The organism is Rhodococcus sp. P4_E4 (assembly GCF_056401575.1).
In genome coordinates this window covers 122405-141124 of record NZ_JBFUJB010000019.1, presented here as the reverse complement: position 1 = coordinate 141124, position 18720 = coordinate 122405, and the positions used below count along the sequence as shown (strand labels likewise).

Genomic DNA, 18720 nt, shown 5'->3' with positions numbered 1-18720 from the left:
GCGTGACCGTCACCCGAGATGTCGATGCAGATTTCCTCGCCCTCCCGCTGCGAGCTGTCGCTGATGCGGCGCTGTCGGCAGCGAGAACAGCCGGCGCCCAGCACGCCGATGTTCGTGTCCACCGCGTGCTCACACAGTCGATCCGCTTGCGCGACGGCGTAGTTCAGGCGGTGTCCGACGGAGACGAGATCGGGGTCGCCGTCCGTGTGATCGTCGACGGCACGTGGGGATTCGCCTCGCACGCCGAGGTATCCCCTGACGTCGCGGCTGCGCTGGCACGCCAAGCGGTCGAGGTTGCGAAGGCATTACGCTCGCTCAATCGGGATCCGGTCACCCTCGCCGACGAACCCGTCTACGCCGACGCAACGTGGGTGTCCCCGTACCTCGAAGATCCCTTCGCGACACCGACGGCCGACAAGGTAGCGCTGCTGGTCGACTACTCCGGACGGCTTCAAGCCGCTGACGGCGTGGATCACGTCACGGCGAGTGTCCTCCAGGTCAAGGAGCAGACTTTCTACGCGGATCTGGCCGGTTCGTCGATCACCCAGCAACGGGTGCGTCTGCACCCCGAGTTCGAGGCGACCGCCGTCGACAAGTCGGCCGGCAGCTTCGAATCGATGCGCACCTTGGCGCCGCCGGTAGGTCGCGGATGGGAGTACCTCGGGGCGCAGAGCACGTGGAACTGGGGCGATGAGCTCGCGCAGATCCCGGAGTGGCTGGCCGAGAAGACGAAGGCACCGACCGTCGAAGCGGGTCCGACCGATCTCGTGATCGATCCGACCAATCTGTGGCTCACGATCCACGAATCCATCGGACACGCCACCGAATACGACCGGGCGATCGGCTACGAAGCGGCCTACGCCGGTACGTCGTTCGCGACGCCGGACAAGCTGGGAACGCTGAAATACGGAACGCCACTCATGCACGTGACCGCCGATCGTAACGAAGAGCACGGCCTGGCCAGCGTCGGATTCGACGACGACGGCGTCGCCTCTCAACGGTGGGATCTGGTGGCAGACGGAACACTGGTCGGGTATCAACTAGACCGCGTGTTCGCGCCGAGGCTGGGGCTGACGCGTTCCAACGGCTGCTCGTACGCCGACTCCGCACATCACGTTCCCATCCAGCGAATGGCCAACGTCTCGCTCTCCCCCGACCCTTCTACGGACACCTCGACCGCAGACCTGATCTCGCGAGTCGAGAACGGCATCTACGTCGTCGGTGACAAGTCCTGGTCGATCGACATGCAGCGCTACAACTTCCAGTTCACCGGTCAGCGGTTCTTCAAGATCCGTGACGGAAAGCTCGACGGTCAGGTGCGTGACGTGGCGTATCAGGCGACGACGACGGATTTCTGGGGCTCGATGGAAGCCGTTGGCGGTGAGTCGACCTGGCGCCTGCAGGGCGCGTTCAACTGCGGCAAGGCGCAACCCGGTCAGGTTGCGGCGGTCAGCCACGGCTGCCCGTCCGCTCTGTTCCGCGGAGTCAACATCCTCAATACTCGTTCGGAGGCTCAGCAGTGATCGATCCGCAGCAGGTCGTCGAGCGTGCATTGGCCGCGAGGACGGTAGACGAATCGTTGGTGATCGTGACCGATGCGAGTGAGGCGTCGCTGCGGTGGGCCAACAATTCGATGACCACCAACGGAGTCTCGCTGTCCCGGACGTGGACGGTGATCTCGATCGTGCGCGAGGGTGACATCGCGAAGGTGGGCACTGTCAGTTCCAGCAGTGTCGATCCGGAGCAGATTTCTGCGCTCGTACAGGCAAGCGAAGAAGCTGCGCGCACAGCCACTCCGGCTGACGACGCGTCCGACCTGATCACGCAGTCGGCGGCAGAGACCGACTGGGACCTGCCGGCCGCCCTGACCGACATCGGTGTCTTTGCGCAGTTGGCTGCCGACCTGTCCACGGCCTTCGACGGTGACGACCAGTTGTTCGGCTTCGCTCACCACCAGTTGCACACCACCTGGCTCGGAACTTCGACGGGCGTGCGACGTAGAACGGCTCAGGCCACCGGCTCCGTGGAGATCAACGGCAAGCGCGGCGACGCCAGCGCCTGGGTCGGATCAGGGACCGTCGATTTCACTGACATTTCAGTGCCGAAGCTATTGTCGCAGTTGACCACTCGGCTCGACTGGGCGGAAAATTCGGTCAGTCTGCCCGCCGGCCGCTACGAGACGATTCTTCCGCCTTCGGCTGTCGCGGACCTGATGATCTATCTGATGTGGACCATGGAGGGGCGCGGCGCCGAAGAGGGCCACACCGCACTTTCCACCACCGGCGGTACCCGGATCGGCGAGAAGCTCGGATTGCCACTGACACTCACCTCCGACCCCGGCGCCGAGGGCTTGCAGTCCGCGCCGTTCGTGATCACGACGTCGTCGAGTGAATCCGTCTCACTGTTCGACAACGGTATGGAGATCGAACCCGTCGACTGGGTCCGAGACGGCGTCGTCAATGCACTGGCGTACCCGCGCCACGCTGCACGAGAATTCGGTCGACCTGTCGCAGTTCCCGGCGACAATCTCATCCTGACCGGTGGTGACGACACCTCGATCGAGGACATGATCGCAGGTACCGAGAAGGGGCTACTGCTCACAACCCTCTGGTACATCCGTGAGGTGGATCCGACGACGCTGCTGTTGACCGGACTCACCCGTGACGGGGTGTATTTGATCGAGGACGGCAAGATCGTCGGCGCCGTCAACAACTTCCGTTTCAACGAGAGCCCTCTCGATCTCCTGCGGCGGGTCACCGAGGCTGGACGCACCGAGATCACGCTTCCCCGCGAGTGGAAAGACTGGTTCACCCGCACGGCCATGCCGCCCATGCGGATTCCCGACTTCCACATGTCCTCGGTCAGCCAGGCGCAGTGATGACGAAGGTCGTGATCGCCGGCGGCACCGGCGCTCTCGGCCGCCGGATCAGCGACGATCTCGCCGACCGCGGGTATGACGTCGTGGTCCTGACTCGGTCACCGAAACCCGGCAGGCACAGGCAGGTTCAGTGGGACGGTGTCACGGTAGGCGACTGGGCAGGAGAACTCGACGGCGCCGCGATGATCAATCTGGCCGGCGAGTTGGTCGATCGCCGACCCACCCCGGCAAACATCGCACTGCTCACCAGCTCCCGTGTCGATCCGACCCGCGCGCTGGTCGAAGCGTCGAAACTACTGGCGAACCCTGTTCCGGTGTGGATCCAGGCGAGCACGCTCGCAATCTACGGTGACGCCGGAGAGACCCGACTCGACGAGGCTTCCCCACTCGCTGACGGACCACCTCAGATGACCGACGTCGCAAAGGACTGGGAGGCAGCGGTCGAGGGAGCAAACACGTCACGAGTAGTGATCCTGCGAACCAGTGTCGTGTTGGAGAAGGGCACACCGGCGCTCGAGCGACTCCTGTTGCTCGTACGTCTCGGTCTGGGCGGACGCGTTGCCTCGGGTAGACAATGGACCAGTTGGATTCACATCGACGACTGGCTGTCGATCGTTCGTTGGGCCCTCGAACCCGATTCGGCTGCCTCGGGCGTGGTCATCGCGACTGCCCCGGATCCCGTCCGCAATTCAGAACTGATGGCCGGGCTGCGCAAGCACCTTCACCGGCCACCTGCGCCGCCGACGCCCGCTGTCATGGTCAGATTCGGCGCGTTCCTGCTGCGCAGCGACGCTGCCTTGGGCCTGACGGGTCGTCATGCCGTGTCGAAAGTGCTGACGGACAACGGCTTCCCCTTCACCTATCCGCGGTTCGATTCAGCGTTGGACGATCTGCTCGGCAACTGACGCGGTCAAGCTGCAGTGATGGCAAGTCCGATCGTTCCGGTCTTGCCGCGGCGCAGGAGACTGCCTTTCAAGGTGATCCAGCCAAGGATTCCGTAGCGACGCGCGATCGCGTCGCGAGCATGATCGGTGCCCGGCGCGTCGAGGATCTCGGCGACGGCGGCAACCGGTTCACCCTTCGGATTTCCCCGCGCGTCACACGCGGCGACTGTGACCAAGGGGTTTCGCTTGATGCGCTTGACCTTGTAGGAATCGGTGACGGTCCACATCAGGAGCTTGTCGCCGTCCGGCGCGGCCCAGAGCGGCGTCGCCACCGGCGTTCCGTCCTTGCGGAAGGTAGTGAGTAGGACGTACTTGGCCTCGGAGACGCGCTTGAAGTCGGAGTTCACTCCTCGAGGATAGGGGCGGGAACCTCTCACTGGACACCGATGAGCCTCGGCGACTATCCGGCGACCTTCCGCAATCGGCTGAAACATGCCACTTATGCACGTTTTCTCCGGTTTCTGTGCGCATTCAACATGCCGTTTCGTCCCCAAACTCCATCTCGAGTTATTCTGAGGCAAATCGTCGAACTGGGGAGTCGAACAAACACATGCAGCGTCGTGACATGCAGCGTCGTGACTTTTTCAAAGCGGCCGGAGTGGGGGCAGCAGTTGCAGCCGCGACACCGCTCATGTCGACATCGATCAGCCACGCCGCCCCCGCGCCTCTGCGTGCGCTACCGATGGGTGCCGATCACTACCGCGCACTCGTCCCCGAGTTGTTCGTACCCTCGCCCACTCCCCCGGAACATTCCGAAGCCATCGTCATCGGGTCAGGTTTCGGCGCCAGCGCGACCGCTCTCCGGTTGGCGCAGAGCGGCACCCAAGTCACCATCCTCGAACGCGGACTCCGATGGCCGCACGATCCGCAGCGGGAGATTCACACCTCCGACATGCTGGCCGACGGCCGCGGAGTTTTCCGGCGCACATCGTTCACCAACCTCACCGGACTCCCGGTGGTGTGCGACTACTTCAGCGGCGTCCTCGATGCCACCGACTACGAACACATCTCGGTCTGGCGCGGCGCTGCAGTCGGCGGTGGTTCCATCATCTTCACCGGCGTGATGATCGCGCCCGAGCGCCGATTCTTCGACGCAGTCTTCGGCAACTCCCTCGACTACGACGAGATGGCGTCCACCTGGTACCCCAAGGTGCGCCAGATGCTGCGTCTGAGCCCGTTGCCCGAAGACATTTACCAAACCCCGAATTTCGGTCACTCGCGTCGTTGGGATCAGGACGCTCGTCGTGCCGGATTCGATCCGCAGCGGATCGACGGGATCTGGAACTGGGACGTGGTGCGCTCAGAACTCGACGGCCGAACCCGAGCCTCGGCCACTGTCGGTGACAGCAACATGGGTAACTCCAACGGCGCGAAGTTCGACCTCACGCAGAACTACATTCCCGCCGCCGAAGCCACCGGACGAGCCACCGTCTGTTACGGACATCAGGTGCTCGCGATCAGTCGCGAACGTGATGGACGCTACGTCGTCGACGTCGAATCGACGGATCCGACGGGTGGCGTTCTGGCCCGGAAGACTCTTACCTGTGACCGTCTGTTCCTCGGCGCCGGTTCGATCGGCACCTCCGAACTGCTGGTACGCGCCCAGGCGACGGGCGCGCTGCCGAACCTCAACGAACACGTCGGTAAGGGCTGGGGAACGAACGGCGACGCCGGGATGGTGCGCTCGTTCGGCTTCAGTGACGGCACCGAGCAAGCCGCACCGTCGGCATCACGCATCGTCGACGAGTCGGGAATGCCCCTCTCCCTGGAAAACTGGTACGTCCCCGGGCTACCCGTCAACATCGGCATGCTCGGAACCTTGGGTATGACCCTCGATTCGCAGCGCGCCGACTTCGCCTACGACGGCGGCTCCGATCGGGTGGTGCTGAACTGGCCGAAGAACGGCAACGACGCCACCGTCGAGGCCCTGCGCGCCGTCCAGAACAAGATGGCCTTCGCCGGCACCACGCTGCCGTCCGCCCTGCCGTTCGCGAAAGACGTCAATTCCTCGTTCACCGCGCATCCCCTCGGCGGTGCGGTTCTGGGCAAGGCCACTGACGGCTACGGGCGAGTCAAGGGCTACGACGGCCTGTACGTGATGGACGGCGCTGCCATTCCGGGCAGCACCGGCACCGTCAATCCGTCACTGACCATCACTGCTCTGGCGGAGCGGAACATCGCTCAGATCATCAAGTCCGGACGCTGAAACACTTCAGCGCCCGGACCTGCCGGTGATTCTCGAGGTTTACTCCCCCTCGAGTTCGCCTTCGGTTTCGAGGTACACCTGACGCAAGCCGTCGAGTGTCTTCTGCTCGGGGTGCTCCCACATGTTGCGCTCGGCGGCTTCGAGGAGCCGCTCGGCGATTCCGTGCAGGGCCCACGGGTTGGATTGCGTCATGAACTTCTGGTTCTGCTCGTCCAGAACGTAGGTCTCGGCGAGCTTTTCGTACATCCAGTCCGCGACCACGTTGGTGGTGGCGTCGTATCCGAAGAGGTAGTCGACCGTGGCTGCCATCTCGAAGGCCCCCTTGTACCCGTGACGGCGCATCGCGTCGAGCCAGCGGGGATTGACCACGCGCGCCCGGAAGACACGTGCGGTCTCTTCCGAAAGTGTGCGTGTGCGAACCGATTCCGGCCTAGTGCTGTCGCCGATATATGCCTCGGGCGACTTTCCGGTCAGCGCGCGCACGGTGGCAACCATGCCGCCGTGGTACTGGAAGTAGTCGTCCGAATCGGCGATGTCGTGCTCACGTGTGTCGGTGTTCTTGGCCGCCACGTTGATTCGACGGTAAGCACTGCGCATGTCGTCGGCTGCCGGGATTCCGTCGAGCCCACGGCCGTACGCGAAGCCGCCCCAGTTGGTGTACACCTCGGCGAGGTCGTCGTCACCGCGCCAGGTCTTGGAGTCGATGAGTTGCAGCAGTCCGGCGCCGTAGGTTCCGGGCTTCGAACCGAAGATACGGGTGGTCGCACGCCTGGCGTCGCCGTGCTCGGCAAGGTCGGCCTGTGCGTGGGCGCGCACGTAGTTCTGCTCGTCCGTCTCGTCCAGTGCCGCGACCAGCTGAACGGCGTCGTCGAGCAGTGCGAGCACGTGCGGGAACGCATCACGGAAGAATCCGGAGATGCGGACGGTGACGTCGATGCGCGGGCGGCCGAGTTCTTCGAGATCGATGACTTCGAGGTTGACGACGCGTCGGCTTGCTTCGTCCCAGACGGGGCGAACACCGAGGAGCGCGAACACTTCGGCGATGTCGTCGCCGGAGGTACGCATTGCGGCGGTTCCCCACACCGACAGACCCACCGAGCGCGGGTACTCGCCGTGATCGGCGAGATAGCGAGCGGCGAGCGACTCGGCCATCGCCTGACCGGTCTCCCACGCCAGGCGTGAAGGAACTGCCTTGGGGTCGACGGAGTAGAAGTTACGACCAGTGGGAAGAACGTTGATCAGGCCGCGCAGCGGCGAACCGCTCGGACCCGCGGCGATGAATCCGCCGTCGAGCGCGTGCAGGACCTGCTTGATCTCGTTGTCCGTCTGCCGCAGACGCGGAACCACTTCGGTGGCCGCGAACTGCAGGATCTTCACGACGGTCTCGTCGTCGCTGAGTTGTTCTGCCGCAGCGGGGTTCCAATCGGCGTCGTACATGCCGCGAACCAGTGCGTGCGCCTTTTCCTCGACGTCGTCGACACGGCTGCGCGACTCGTCGCCGTCTTCGCTGAGCCCGAGTGCTTCACGCAAACCGGGGACGCTCTGTTCGCCGCCCCACATCTGACGGGCACGCAGCATGGCGAGGACCAGTTCGATTTCGGCGTCGCCCTGGGGTGCACGGCCGAGAATGTGCAGACCGTCGCGGATCTGGACGTCCTTGATCTCGCACAGCCAACCGTCGACGTGCAGGAGCATGTCGTCGAACACGTCTTCTTCAGGCCGCTCGGCGAGGCCGAGGTCGTGGTCCATCTTGGCGGCACGCATCAGTGTCCAGATCTGCTGGCGAATAGCCGGGAGCTTGGACGGATCGAGTGCGGAAATGTTGGAGTGCTCGTCGAGCAGTTGCTCGAGGCGGGAGATGTCGCCGTAGCTTTCGGCACGGGCCATCGGCGGGATCAGGTGATCGACGAGCGTCGCGTGAGCACGACGCTTGGCCTGTGTTCCCTCGCCCGGGTCGTTGACCAGGAACGGGTAGATCAGCGGCAGGTCGCCGAGCGCTGCGTCGGTGCCGCAGTTGCTGGACATGCCGAGCGTCTTGCCCGGCAACCATTCGAGGTTGCCGTGCTTGCCGAGGTGCACAACGGCGTCGGCGCCGAATCCGCCGTTGTCCGGGGTGGCAGCGATCCAGCGGTAGGCCGCGAGGTAGTGGTGGCTCGGCGGCAGATCCGGGTCGTGGTAGATCGCGACAGGCTTTTCACCGAATCCCCGCGGCGGCTGAACCATGAGGACGATGTTGTTGAATCGCAGTGCCGCGATGACGATTTCGCCGTCCGGATCCTGCGAGCGATCGACGTACAACTCGCCGGGCGCTGTGCCCCAGTGTTCTTCGACTCCGCTGCGCAGTTCCTCGGGCAGGGTGGCGAACCAGTCGCGGTACTTCGCTGCCGAGATGCGGATCGGATTGCCCTCGAGCTGCTCGGCGGTAAGCCAGTCGGGATCCTGTCCGCCGGCCGCGATCAGGGCGTGGATCAGCGCATCGCCGTCCTTGGCTGCCAGGCCGGGAACTGCGTCAGGGCCGTCGACCGGACCGAGGTCGTAACCGGCAGAACGCATTTCGGTGAGCAGATCGATTGCGCTCGCCGGAGTGTCGAGGCCGACGGCGTTGCCGATACGGGCGTGCTTGGTCGGGTACGCCGAGAGCATCAGAGCAACGCGACGCTGGGTGGTCGGAATGTGGCGAAGCTTGCCGTGACGGACGGCGATACCGGCGACACGGGCAGCGCGCTCGGCATCGGGGACGTACGTGGACAGCCCGTCGGAGTCGATTTCCTTGAAGGAGAACGGGACGGTGATGATGCGACCGTCGAACTCCGGCACCGCGACCTGCGTCGCGACGTCGAGAGGCGACAGTCCGTCGTCGTTCTCGTCCCAGGTGGCGCGGCTACTGGTCAGGCACAGCCCCTGCAGGATCGGGACGTCGAGTGCAGCGAGTGCGGCGACGTCCCAGGCTTCGTCGTCCCCACCAGCGGACGCGGTGGCGGGCTTGGTGCCGCCGGCAGCAAGAACTGTCACGACCATGGCGTCGGCGCGGCGGAGCGTGCTCAGAAGTTCGGCTTCTGCGGTTCGCAGAGATGCGCAGTAGATCGGCAGCGCAGTGCCACCGGCCTCGGCGACCGCGTCGCACAAGGCCTGGATGTACCGGGTGTTTCCGGCCAGGTGCTGGGCGCGGTAGTACAGAACTGCGATGACCGGACCGCTCGCCGCGTCGAGATCGGGCGCGAAATCAGCGATTCCCCAGGAAGGCAGGTGAGCCGGCGGCTCGAAACCGTGACCGGTGAGCAGGACGGTGTCGGAGAGGAAGTGGTGCAGCTGTGCCAGATTCTGCGTGCCACCCTCAGCCAGGTAGTTGTGCGCCTCGGCAGCAACACCGGCGGAGACCGTCGAGCACTCCATGAGGTCGGCATCCGGCGCGTGCTCGCCGCCGAGAACGACTACGGGGAGTCCGGAGGCGAGGACCATCTCCAAGCCGTCTTCCCAACTACGACGGCTGCCGAGGATACGAACGATCACGAGGTCGACGCCGTCGAGCAAGGGCGGCAAGTCCTCCGAGACCAGCAAGCGTGAGGGGTTGGCCCAGCGATAGGAGACGCCGTCGCCGGCTTCCTGGCTGGCGCGGGCGCTCAGCAGATCGGTATCGGACGTGGAGAGCAGAAGAATCACGGGTGAAGCCTTCCTGGGGTTTCGCGCCCCGTGGCACAGATCTGTCATCGACGGCGGTTGAGGGTCTGACTCGTGTTTCCGAGCGGAAACACGTCCCGCTCGAGCAACACTCACAGTGGCGCGACCGCACCGGACTTTCACCGGTTTCCTCAACTGCCGTCACTGGTGGTGGTGATGCTACCGGTCCGCAGAAGGCACTCATGACAGGTCGTACCCTGGAGCCATGCCCACGGACCGTTCACAGCCAGACGCGTGCCCGGGTGCACTGCAAGTTCACCACGCCGCCGACGGCGCACTGGCACGCGTGCGCCTACCCGGCGGACTCCTCACCCCGGTCCAATTGCAGACGCTCGCCGACGCAGCGCGCGATCTCGGCAACGGGCAGATGGAACTCACTTCGAGGGGCAACGTCCAACTGCGCTCGGTCTCGGATCCCGAAGCCTTCGCGGCGCGAATCGCGTCGGCCGGCCTGCTGCCGTCCGCGACGCACGAGCGAGTGCGCAACATCCTCGCGTCCCCACTGTCCGGCCGTATCGGGGGCGTCGCCGACATTCGTGAACTGGTCCACCGTCTCGATTCGGCGATCCAAGCGGATCACGCATTGGCGGATCTGCCAGGGCGAACCCTGTTCACCCTCGACGACGGGCGCGGAGACATCACCGGGCTACGGGGCGATTTCGGACTCCATGCGCGCAGCGCCACCGAGCATTCACTGGTGCTCGCCGGTCACCACACCACTCATCTCGTCCAGGCGGACGACGCCGTCGAATTGCTCCTCGAGGTGGCTCGATCATTCCTCGACGTCCGCGACAAGCACTGGCGCCTGGCCGAGGTTCCGGACGGAATCGAACGCACCCTCGAGCAGCTGGGTCTGAGCGCCGAGTCCACCGGTGCTGCGGACCTCACGCCGGATGCACGGCCCACCATCGGCTGGCTCGAGCAGCGCGACGGGACCGTAGCCCTGGGCGGAGGCTTGCGATTCGGGCTGCTCGACGCTCGGCTGGCCGAGTTCCTGGCCGCCGTCGACAAGCCCGTTGTCGTGACGCCGTGGCGATCGGTGCACATCTTCGACCTCGACGAATGGGCTGCCGAGCAGGTAGTCCGGGTGTTGGCGCCGATGGGGTTGATCTTCGACGAGAACTCACCGTGGCTCGACGTCACCGCCTGCACCGGAAGCCCGGGATGCGAGAAGTCGCTCGCCGATGTGCGCACCGACGCAATCACCGCCGTCGAGCAGGCAGAACTGCCCGTCGTCGGGCGCCAGCACTGGGCCGGGTGCGACCGCAGCTGCGGACGTCCCCGCGGGGACGTAGCGGATGTGATTGCGACGGGTGACGGTTACCGGGTGAATCCGGCCGATCGGTGATGCCTCTATCGTGTGGCACATGATCGAGTACATCCGTGACGGCGCGGAAATCTATCGCCAGTCCTTTGCCACCATTCGGGCCGAAGCCGACCTGAGCCGTTTCCCGGCGGATGTCTCGCAAGCTGTAGTGCGCATGATTCATGCAAGTGGCCAGGTCGATCTCGTCGACGACGTCGCCTTCACACCCGGTGTCGTCTCGGCTGCGCGCGCAGCTCTGCGCGACGGCGCGCCGATTTTCTGCGACGCCCAGATGGTGGCTGCCGGCATCACGCGCAAGCGTCTGCCCGCCGGTAACGACGTAATCTGCACCCTCGGCGATCCGCGGGTTCCCGTGCTGGCGTCGACCATCGACAACACTCGCTCGGCGGCTGCTCTCGAACTGTGGGGAGCCAAGCTCGAGGGCGCTGTTGTCGCGATCGGAAACGCACCCACCGCACTGTTCCATCTCCTGAACCTCATCGAAGCCGGCGCGCCCCGTCCGGCCGCCATCGTCGGAGGTCCGGTCGGCTTCATCGGCGCTGCCGAGTCGAAGGAAGCCCTCATCGAACACGCCAGCGGGATCGATCATCTCGTGCTCCGCGGCCGACGCGGCGGCAGCGCGATCACCGCGGCCGTCGTCAATGCGATTGCGAGCGAAGTCGAATGAGTGCAGGCAAGCTCTGGGGTGTAGGTATCGGCCCCGGCGATCCCGAATTGGTGACCGTCAAGGCCGCCCGCGTCATCGGCGAGGCCGATGTGGTTGCGTTCCACTCCGCGCGGCACGGCAAGAGCATCTCCCGCGGAGTTGCAGCGCCGTACATGCGCGAAGGACAAATCGAAGAACACCTCGTATACCCCGTGACCACCGAGACCGTTGATCATCCCGGCGGATACCAGGGCGCGATGGACGAGTTCTACGAAGCGGCTGCCGAACGGTTGGCAGTTCACCTCGCGGCCGGTCGAACCGTCGCGTTGCTCGCCGCCGGCGATCCGCTCTTCTACAGCTCCTACATGCACATGCACAAGAGGCTGGCCGATCGCTTCGACGCCGAAGTGATTCCCGGCGTCACCTCCGTCAGCGCGGCATCTGCTGCACTCGGAAAGCCGCTGGTCGAGGGTGAAGAGATCCTGACGATCCTGCCCGGAACATTGCCGCAGGCTGAGCTGACCAGGCGGCTCAAGGAAACCGACGCCGCTGCCATCCTCAAGCTCGGACGCACGTTCCCGCCGGTCCTGCAATCGCTCGAGGATTCCGGCCGTTTGGATGAAGCGCACTACGTCGAGCGTGCGAGCACCACACGTCAACGCGTCGAATCCGCTGCCGAGGTCGACCCGGACGGAGTTCCGTACTTCTCGATCGCCATCGTTCCGAGCCCGTCGAACAACCCTCGACCTGCAACCGAATCCCGCGGCGAGGTGGTCGTGGTCGGACTCGGACCGGGCGACACCGCCTGGACCACACCCGAAGTGGCGTATGAGCTTTCGTTGGCAACCGACCTCGTCGGCTACGGCCCTTACGTCGATCGCGTGCCGACGCGTCCGGGCCAGCGGCGCCATTCCAGCGACAACCGCGTCGAAGCCGAACGCGCCGCGATGGCGTTGGACCTGGCGAAGAACGGCGCCCGTGTAGCTGTCGTCTCGTCGGGAGATCCCGGCGTATTCGCCATGGCTGCTGCAGTTCTCGAAGTTGCCGCCGAAGACCAGTGGCGCGGCGTGCCGGTACGCATCCTTCCCGGTATGACGGCGGCAAACGCTGTCGCCAGTCGCGTCGGCGCTCCCCTCGGGCACGACTATGCGGTGCTCTCCCTCTCCGATCGCCTCAAGCCGTGGGATGTCGTCGCTCGCCGTATCTCGGCAGTTGCAGCCGCAGATATGGCATTTGCGGTCTACAACCCGGCGTCGAAGTCGCGGACGTGGCAGGTCCAAGCCATGAAGGACCTCGTACTCGAACACCGCTCCCCCGATACTCCTGTTGTCATCGGGCGCGATGTTGCCGGAGCCGAGGAATCAGTTCGCGTCGTGACCCTCGGCGAGCTCGAGCCTTCCGAAATCGACATGCGGACTCTGCTGATCGTCGGATCGTCGATGACGACGGTCGTCGAAACCGGTTCGGGCCGTCAGGTGTTCACCCCGCGGCGGTACCCGGAGTAACCACCACTCGGCGATAGCATGGCGTCATGCCCGTCAACCGGACCCGGAAAGCCAGATACGCGCGCAAACGCAAACGCCGAATGGATCTGGTGGAGCACGACCTGTCCGTCGAGCAGTGGTCCGCGCTCAAAGCGGCCTGGGGTGGCTGCGCGTACTGCGGCGAGCCGGACGAGTCGCCGCAGCGTGACTGTGTGCTGGCGATCTCCCGCGGTGGGCGCTACACGCTCGACAACATCGCACCGGCGTGCCGCTCGTGCAATGCAAGCAAATGCAACAGCGAGGTCACTCTCTGGTTGCGGCGCAAGGGGTATGACGAGAAGGCCTTCCTCCTGCGACACGCGGAGATAGGTATCGAGATGAGGGCGCAGTTCTCGGAGCAGTCGTGACGACCCCGCACGAGTTGCGCCCGATCCTCGACGAGTTGATGGAGTTCGAACCTCTGTTTCACCGAACTCGAGTAGCGATGTCACGAGACGAGTTCGATGCGGTCGTCGACCCGGAGTTCCGGGAGATCGGAGCCTCCGGCGCTCGATACACCCGCGACTACGTGCAGTCGGCAGTCGCGAGCCGGCGACTCCGCGGCGAGGTGAACGACGCCGCCGAACTCGGGTGGAGGGTTGACCGGCCGGCGCTGAGCAGGATCGCGCCTGACACCTATCTGGTGACGTACCGGCTGGCGCAGGCGCATCGGGTTACCGAGCGATCATCCATCTGGCGGTTCGCCGAGAATCGATGGAGTGTGTTGTTTCATCAAGGCACAGTCGTCGAAAGTGGTTTGGAAGCGTGAACAGCTCCACCTCCGCCTCGGGAGAGAGAGAGAGAGAATTGCACGGTGTGGGCACTCACACCTTGCGCACTCCGCTGACCCACGGTGATACTAGATGCAGTATCAATATTGCATGGGGAAGAGAGACAAGCTGCTCGCGCAAATGCGGACCGCGCCGCAGAACGTCACCTACGACGAACTGTTCGCACTCTGCATCGATGTCTTCGGCCAGGCCAGGCAGAACGCCGGGTCTCACGCCAAGTTCCAGACGCCGTGGCCGGGACCACGCATCAACATTCAAAAGGGTTCGGGCGGTAAGGCCAAGCAGTACCAGGTAGGGCAAGTTCTGGCAGCAATCGAACGCATGGAAGGAGAATCGCCGTGATCCCCGCAGTGGAGCACTACACATACCGAGTCGAGTGGTACGAACCCGACGGAGAGTTCCTGGGAACCTGCACGGAGTTCCCTGGCCTGTCGTGGCTCGCGGATACTCAAGCAGCCGCCCTCGACGGCATCCGTACAGCGGTGGCCGAGACGCTCGCGGACATGGCAGAGACAGGTGAGCGGATCCCCGAACCGCTGAGCGAGCGCGGATATTCGGGCAAGTTCCAGGTCCGGATCACCCCGACTTTGCACCGCAAGCTGGCACGCGCCGCCGCCGAGGAAGGGGTTTCCCTCAACGCGTTGATCTCCGAACGTCTCGCGTCCGCGTGATCGACGGGGTACCGAGGGAAGGTCGATCTCGCACTAAGCCCAAGCGCTGGAGCGTGTTGTTCCAATCAAGTCACAGCGGTTGAAAGGGATTTGTAAGCGTGAACGAATCGATCCACAACCCCACCATTCCGCTTTGGGTGGACATCACCTTCACCGTCTTCGTTCTTGCCTGGATCTTCATCACGATTAGCGCGCTCGTGGCGATCGTGCGCACCGACTTCGACCGCTCGGGCGGCAAATTCTGGTGGTCGGCACTGGTGATCGCGGTGCCTGTACTCGGTGCGCTCGTCTGGTTGCTGTTCGGTCGACCCCCGCGTGACTCCAGGTCCCGAACCTGATCTACACCGACGGCCCGGCAGTAGTCTGAGTACGGTCCGGTGCTGTCACTCTGCGCGTATCAGGGGAGAACAACGAGATGAGACCACTTCGATACTCGATCAACGTCACCCTCGACGGCTGCTGCCATCACGAGGCGGGGCTCCCACCCGACGAGGAGTCGATGCGCTACTGGACCGCTCAGATGGAACGCGCCGATGCTTTGCTGTTCGGCCGGGTGACCTACGAGATGATGGAGTCGGCGTGGCGGAAGCCTGCAACGGGCGCGTGGCCTGACTGGATGGACGAGTGGGAGATCCCGTTCGCCGAGGCAATGGACCGGGCGAAGAAGTACGTCGTGTCGAACACGCTGAGCGGGGTCGATTGGAATGCCGAACTCGTGCAAGGCGACTTGGGGCCAGCAGTTCAGCGACTCAAGGAGCAGCCCGGCGAAGGCCTGTGGGTTGGCGGCGTGACACTCCCCCTGGCATTGGCAGACCTGGGACTGATCGACGAGTACGAGTTCGTTGTGCAACCGGTCCTTGCCGGACACGGACCGACGTTGCTCGCCGGTCTGCACGAGCGCATCCGACTCGAACTCGTCGATCGCCACGAGTTCCAGTCGGGTGCAGTCGCCGTGCGATATCGGCCCACTCAAATACCGCCCCCGGGTCAGGTATCGGACGGGTAGTCGACGCATGGCTGGACATGCGCGGTTGAAACACATGTCGTCGCCTCAGTTCGGACGCGAGAAGAGTTTCCAGTCTTGTTCGGTGTTCGGTATTGACCGGATACTCGGCACATCACGAGCATTAGCCACCGAAGTTCTCCGGACAATCCTCGACGAGATCGAAGCATCGAACTGGATCACGAACAAGGTCGTTCCGCCCGGCGGACCGTAAGGACCACTCGTCGCTATCGAACACTCTGGCCCCTTATTCCACGGGCACTGCACCTCGAGCTGTAAGCACCCCCGGTCGAGGGCCATGCTAGCGCGCACCCTCGCGCGCCTCAGTAAAAATGGCCAAGCTGGACGGCTACCGGCGAGCGAAGGATCGAAATCGCATCGGCGTCCGACACAGGCCGGACGCCGATACGTGTTCACGTCAGCTCACAGGAGCGCCACCGCTCCCGCCGAGGTGGCGGGCGAAGAACCGAGCCGAACTGTCTCGCTCGTAGTCGGGCACGGGATAGTGCCTGCCCGAGTAGGCGTGCAGCGTCTTCTCCTTCGAACCGAAGGCATCGAACAACGCGACCCCTGACGTGCGGTCGTAATCCTTGTCGTCCCAAGGGATCCGGTACTCGACCGGGACCGTGAGCTTTCGTGCCGCTTCGATGAGGGAGTCGTCCACAAAAACTCCCCCGAAGCTCACGGCAGCGATCCTGGATTCGACCGGACCCAACATGAGCCCGGTCACGACCCCTAGCGACACGCCGCCGAAGCCGATCGGAGCGTCGGCGTTGACGTCGGGCAGCGTTTGCAGAGCGTCGATGGTCGCCTGCCATTCCGGCACTGCACGCTCCGCCAACGATCGGTTGTACTCGACGACGATCGGGGCGATCGGCTCGTGGGCCGCCCTAGCCTGGTGGATCGCCTCGACCCACTGTTCGTCCTGTGTGTTCCGCGGCCGGTCGCCGTGTCCGGGCGCGTCGATCGCGGCGACTGTGAACCCGTGGGAGCTCACACTGTGGAGTGCGCTGGCAACCAGTCCTGGTGCCTTCTTGTGCATGCCGCCGGAGTGCCCGGACAGCAGAAGGGGTGATTCGACAGATCCGGACGCGGGTGACCAGAGCACACCGGTGATGTCGTCCAGAGTGAAATGGCGTTCGACGACCCCGTTCAACGTCGTCTCGGAAGTGAATTCGATGGTCTGAGAATTGGATTGCATGGTGTTACCTTTCGGGATGCCTACTCGAGGCGCTCCCGGCGACACCTACGTCAATCGCCGATCCGTGAACACGAGTGGGAGCACCCACATGGTTACAGCGTTCATGGGTCTCACCTCCTGGCGTGTTGTCACGGTCTCGCACAAGCTATCAATCCGAACCGAAGCTCGTCCAATCATTTTTCCAGCGCGCCCGACAGCGGTCAAACCCGCGATCGGTCGACGCTCGCGCGGACGGCACGGATGTAGCGGCGCGTCACAAACGCCTGAACTCGACGTCCGATCGGAGCGCCGAGACGTACCCACCACGTTCCAGGCTTGGAGAATGCGACGATCTCGATACGAACCGCTTGGCTGGTCTCGTCGAAATGGACGACAAACAATTCCTCCCCGCATTCGGGGTGGCCTGCGCGGGTTCCGTACGCGAAGCCCTTGCGATTGGCGTCGTCGACGACATAGACGATCCGAACCGGGATAGCCACCGGGCCGAGTCCGAAAGTCGCATCCTGACCTGCCACCGCGGTCGGGGCTGCCGTACGGACGGTAAGACCGGCTCCGCGGTGCATTCCCCATTCCAGGACGGTACGAGCTGCAACCGCGAAATCTTCACGTCCGGATCCGACCGTCGCGATCTCGTGAACGTGGTGATAACCGGCGGGGAGAACGCCTGACGTCGCGCCCACCTCGAGGTACGTCAGTCCGCCCGGGCCGGACGCCATCACTGCTCGCGTCGGTGGCTGAGGATGTTGATCACGTGACCGTCGGGGTCGGTGGCGAAGAACCTGCGCACACCCCACGGCTCCTCGGTGACGGGATAGACGATCGTGTCGCCGCGTTGCACTGCGGCCTCGTACGCCGCATCGAGATCGTCCACCTCGACGGAGACGTCCGGCACGACGGGCGCATGAGCGTCGTGCGTCATGACGCTGATCTGCAAGGACGGATCCGTCGGCGAAGCCAACGTCACGATCCACCCGTGATCCATGACAACTTCGAGGCCCAGCACTTCGGTGTAGAAGCGCTGCGCGGCCTCGAGCGAACTACTCGACAGATCCGAAACTATCCGCGTAACGGCCATGTCCCGCAGGCTACGCCGCCGCCGGAGTCCACCGCGACTTGACGAGGCGCTCGATGTCACCGGAAAGTTCGTCGCTGACGATTCCCGGAAGCAGGATCTGCCACATCTCGTCGACACGATCCGGAAGGTCCGAGCGTCGGGTGAGTACGTTCGAAACCAGCTGTACTCCGGTGAATGCCGAGGGCATGAACCTGCCGAACGATTCTGCACTGACCGATTTTCGGATTTCACCTTCCGCCTGAGCTCTGGCGGTGAGATCGGTGATTGCCGAGATCCATTCGGCGTACGGTTCCACCGGCCCCTCGTACGTACTCAGTTCCAGCGTGAGGCGAATGCCCGCGCGAACGATCGGCTCATCAACGATCTGGCGTGCCATTTCGTGCGTGAGCATGATCATCTGTTCCAACGGGTCCTTGCCCGTCGCGGAAATCGCCTGCACCGATTCGATCGAGAGCCGATGCTGTTCGGCAATGATGAATTGCGCGAGCTCGTCCTTCGACGCGAAATGGAAGTACAACGCGCCCTTGGTAGTACCGGCCCCCGAGACTATGTCGGCCATGCTGGTGCTGCCGTAACCAGTCTTCTCGAACTGCGCGGCCGCGCCGGCAACGATTTGCTGCCGAGTCAGCTCGGCGCGTGCTTGCTTGACCACTGAATCCCTCTCGTCCTCCAAAGGCCCCCGCCCAGCAAACCCCACGGTTCGCGCCACACTCCAGCTATACCCAAAAACTTCACAATTGCCCCACATTACCAGCGCTCCTTCCATTGCTTCAATTA

The 18720-nt window shown here is 64.2% G+C and carries 19 protein-coding genes and 1 riboswitch; of the genes, 13 read left to right on the top strand and 6 right to left on the bottom strand.

What is annotated here, in order from left to right; translation table 11 throughout:
• The first annotated feature begins 2 nt into the window (after nt 1-2).
• Genes AC1DVN_RS21025 through AC1DVN_RS21015 form a run of 3 tightly spaced genes read left to right on the top strand, consistent with a single transcriptional unit; the run spans nt 3 to nt 3783 of the window.
• Nucleotides 3-1523, top strand: a complete 1521-nt coding sequence (locus tag AC1DVN_RS21025; RefSeq protein ID WP_029538132.1) for a TldD/PmbA family protein — start codon at nt 3-5, stop codon at nt 1521-1523.
• A complete protein-coding gene (locus AC1DVN_RS21020; protein ID WP_477994189.1) occupies nt 1520-2878 on the top strand; it encodes a metallopeptidase TldD-related protein in 1359 nt (452 codons plus the stop codon). Before AC1DVN_RS21025 ends, AC1DVN_RS21020 begins: the two co-directional genes overlap by 4 nt.
• Nucleotides 2878-3783, top strand: coding sequence for a TIGR01777 family oxidoreductase (locus tag AC1DVN_RS21015; RefSeq protein WP_317832028.1), 906 nt, complete (start codon nt 2878-2880; stop codon nt 3781-3783). The genes AC1DVN_RS21020 and AC1DVN_RS21015 overlap by 1 nt, the downstream gene beginning before the upstream one ends.
• A gap of 5 nt (nt 3784-3788) precedes the next feature.
• On the opposite strand, the gene AC1DVN_RS21010 is transcribed toward AC1DVN_RS21015, so the two are convergent.
• Nucleotides 3789-4169: a PPOX class F420-dependent oxidoreductase gene (locus tag AC1DVN_RS21010; protein WP_477994188.1), complete on the bottom strand. Its 381-nt coding sequence runs from the start codon at nt 4167-4169 to the stop codon at nt 3789-3791.
• A 218-nt stretch (nt 4170-4387) separates the two neighbouring features.
• Between AC1DVN_RS21010 and AC1DVN_RS21005 the strand changes: the two genes are divergently transcribed.
• Nucleotides 4388-6028, top strand: a complete 1641-nt coding sequence (locus AC1DVN_RS21005) for a GMC oxidoreductase (protein ID WP_037134397.1) — start codon at nt 4388-4390, stop codon at nt 6026-6028.
• A 39-nt stretch (nt 6029-6067) separates the two neighbouring features.
• Here the strand turns inward: AC1DVN_RS21005 and cobN are convergent, their stop codons facing one another.
• The gene (cobN, locus tag AC1DVN_RS21000) at nt 6068-9688 is read right to left on the bottom strand and encodes a cobaltochelatase subunit CobN (protein WP_477994187.1); all 3621 of its coding nucleotides are present in this window, start codon (nt 9686-9688) and stop codon (nt 6068-6070) included.
• 39 nt (nt 9689-9727) lie between these two features.
• Nucleotides 9728-9860: riboswitch (cobalamin riboswitch) on the bottom strand.
• A 51-nt stretch (nt 9861-9911) separates the two neighbouring features.
• On the opposite strand from cobN, the gene cobG reads away from it, so the two are divergent.
• The 9 genes from cobG (at nt 9912) to AC1DVN_RS20955 (ending at nt 15670) form a co-directional block, all read left to right on the top strand.
• Complete coding sequence (gene cobG, locus AC1DVN_RS20995; protein WP_477994186.1) at nt 9912-11054, top strand: precorrin-3B synthase; 1143 nt, start codon at nt 9912-9914, stop codon at nt 11052-11054.
• 19 nt (nt 11055-11073) lie between these two features.
• The gene (locus AC1DVN_RS20990) at nt 11074-11700 is read left to right on the top strand and encodes a precorrin-8X methylmutase (RefSeq protein ID WP_007729839.1); all 627 of its coding nucleotides are present in this window, start codon (nt 11074-11076) and stop codon (nt 11698-11700) included.
• Nucleotides 11697-13184 carry a precorrin-3B C(17)-methyltransferase gene (cobJ, locus tag AC1DVN_RS20985; protein WP_477994185.1) on the top strand — a complete coding sequence of 496 codons (1488 nt, stop codon included), beginning with the start codon at nt 11697-11699 and terminating at the stop codon, nt 13182-13184. The genes AC1DVN_RS20990 and cobJ overlap by 4 nt, the downstream gene beginning before the upstream one ends.
• Before the next feature lie 26 nt (nt 13185-13210).
• Complete coding sequence (locus tag AC1DVN_RS20980) at nt 13211-13570, top strand: HNH endonuclease (protein WP_078377497.1); 360 nt, start codon at nt 13211-13213, stop codon at nt 13568-13570.
• Nucleotides 13567-13971: a nuclear transport factor 2 family protein gene (locus tag AC1DVN_RS20975; protein WP_256064471.1), complete on the top strand. Its 405-nt coding sequence runs from the start codon at nt 13567-13569 to the stop codon at nt 13969-13971. Before AC1DVN_RS20980 ends, AC1DVN_RS20975 begins: the two co-directional genes overlap by 4 nt.
• A 112-nt stretch (nt 13972-14083) precedes the next feature.
• Entirely contained in the window at nt 14084-14335 is a 252-nt protein-coding gene (locus tag AC1DVN_RS20970) for a hypothetical protein (protein ID WP_021344304.1), read from the top strand.
• The gene (locus AC1DVN_RS20965) at nt 14332-14664 is read left to right on the top strand and encodes a type II toxin-antitoxin system HicB family antitoxin (RefSeq protein WP_223257807.1); all 333 of its coding nucleotides are present in this window, start codon (nt 14332-14334) and stop codon (nt 14662-14664) included. The genes AC1DVN_RS20970 and AC1DVN_RS20965 overlap by 4 nt, the downstream gene beginning before the upstream one ends.
• Before the next feature lie 98 nt (nt 14665-14762).
• Entirely contained in the window at nt 14763-15002 is a 240-nt protein-coding gene (locus tag AC1DVN_RS20960; RefSeq protein WP_020907792.1) for a PLDc N-terminal domain-containing protein, read from the top strand.
• 77 nt (nt 15003-15079) lie between these two features.
• Nucleotides 15080-15670 (top strand): dihydrofolate reductase family protein, encoded by a 591-nt coding sequence (locus AC1DVN_RS20955; protein WP_047888154.1) that lies wholly within the window; start codon nt 15080-15082, stop codon nt 15668-15670.
• Between the two features lie 415 nt (nt 15671-16085).
• Here the strand turns inward: AC1DVN_RS20955 and AC1DVN_RS20950 are convergent, their stop codons facing one another.
• The 4 genes from AC1DVN_RS20950 to AC1DVN_RS20935 all read right to left on the bottom strand — a co-directional run bounded on the left by AC1DVN_RS20950 (nt 16086) and on the right by AC1DVN_RS20935 (nt 18595).
• Complete coding sequence (locus AC1DVN_RS20950) at nt 16086-16868, bottom strand: alpha/beta hydrolase family protein (protein WP_092763979.1); 783 nt, start codon at nt 16866-16868, stop codon at nt 16086-16088.
• 200 nt (nt 16869-17068) lie between these two features.
• Nucleotides 17069-17584 (bottom strand): DUF1990 family protein, encoded by a 516-nt coding sequence (locus AC1DVN_RS20945; protein WP_477846606.1) that lies wholly within the window; start codon nt 17582-17584, stop codon nt 17069-17071.
• Entirely contained in the window at nt 17584-17943 is a 360-nt protein-coding gene (locus AC1DVN_RS20940; protein ID WP_042951939.1) for a VOC family protein, read from the bottom strand. Before AC1DVN_RS20940 ends, AC1DVN_RS20945 begins: the two co-directional genes overlap by 1 nt.
• Nucleotides 17944-17953: 10 nt before the next feature.
• The gene (locus AC1DVN_RS20935; RefSeq protein ID WP_019748499.1) at nt 17954-18595 is read right to left on the bottom strand and encodes a ScbR family autoregulator-binding transcription factor; all 642 of its coding nucleotides are present in this window, start codon (nt 18593-18595) and stop codon (nt 17954-17956) included.
• Between the last annotated feature and the right edge of the window lie 125 nt (nt 18596-18720).

Coding starts and splice junctions, on each gene's coding strand:
- AC1DVN_RS21015 (WP_317832028.1), top strand. CDS start 2,878: ATGACGAAGGTCGTGATCGCCGGCGGCACCGGCGCTCTCGGCCGCCGG.
- AC1DVN_RS21005 (WP_037134397.1), top strand. CDS start 4,388: ATGCAGCGTCGTGACTTTTTCAAAGCGGCCGGAGTGGGGGCAGCAGTT.
- cobG (WP_477994186.1), top strand. CDS start 9,912: ATGCCCACGGACCGTTCACAGCCAGACGCGTGCCCGGGTGCACTGCAA.
- AC1DVN_RS20990 (WP_007729839.1), top strand. CDS start 11,074: ATGATCGAGTACATCCGTGACGGCGCGGAAATCTATCGCCAGTCCTTT.
- cobJ (WP_477994185.1), top strand. CDS start 11,697: ATGAGTGCAGGCAAGCTCTGGGGTGTAGGTATCGGCCCCGGCGATCCC.
- AC1DVN_RS20980 (WP_078377497.1), top strand. CDS start 13,211: ATGCCCGTCAACCGGACCCGGAAAGCCAGATACGCGCGCAAACGCAAA.
- AC1DVN_RS20970 (WP_021344304.1), top strand. CDS start 14,084: ATGGGGAAGAGAGACAAGCTGCTCGCGCAAATGCGGACCGCGCCGCAG.
- AC1DVN_RS20955 (WP_047888154.1), top strand. CDS start 15,080: ATGAGACCACTTCGATACTCGATCAACGTCACCCTCGACGGCTGCTGC.
- AC1DVN_RS20950 (WP_092763979.1), bottom strand. CDS start 16,868: ATGCAATCCAATTCTCAGACCATCGAATTCACTTCCGAGACGACGTTG.
- AC1DVN_RS20945 (WP_477846606.1), bottom strand. CDS start 17,584: ATGGCGTCCGGCCCGGGCGGACTGACGTACCTCGAGGTGGGCGCGACG.
- AC1DVN_RS20940 (WP_042951939.1), bottom strand. CDS start 17,943: ATGGCCGTTACGCGGATAGTTTCGGATCTGTCGAGTAGTTCGCTCGAG.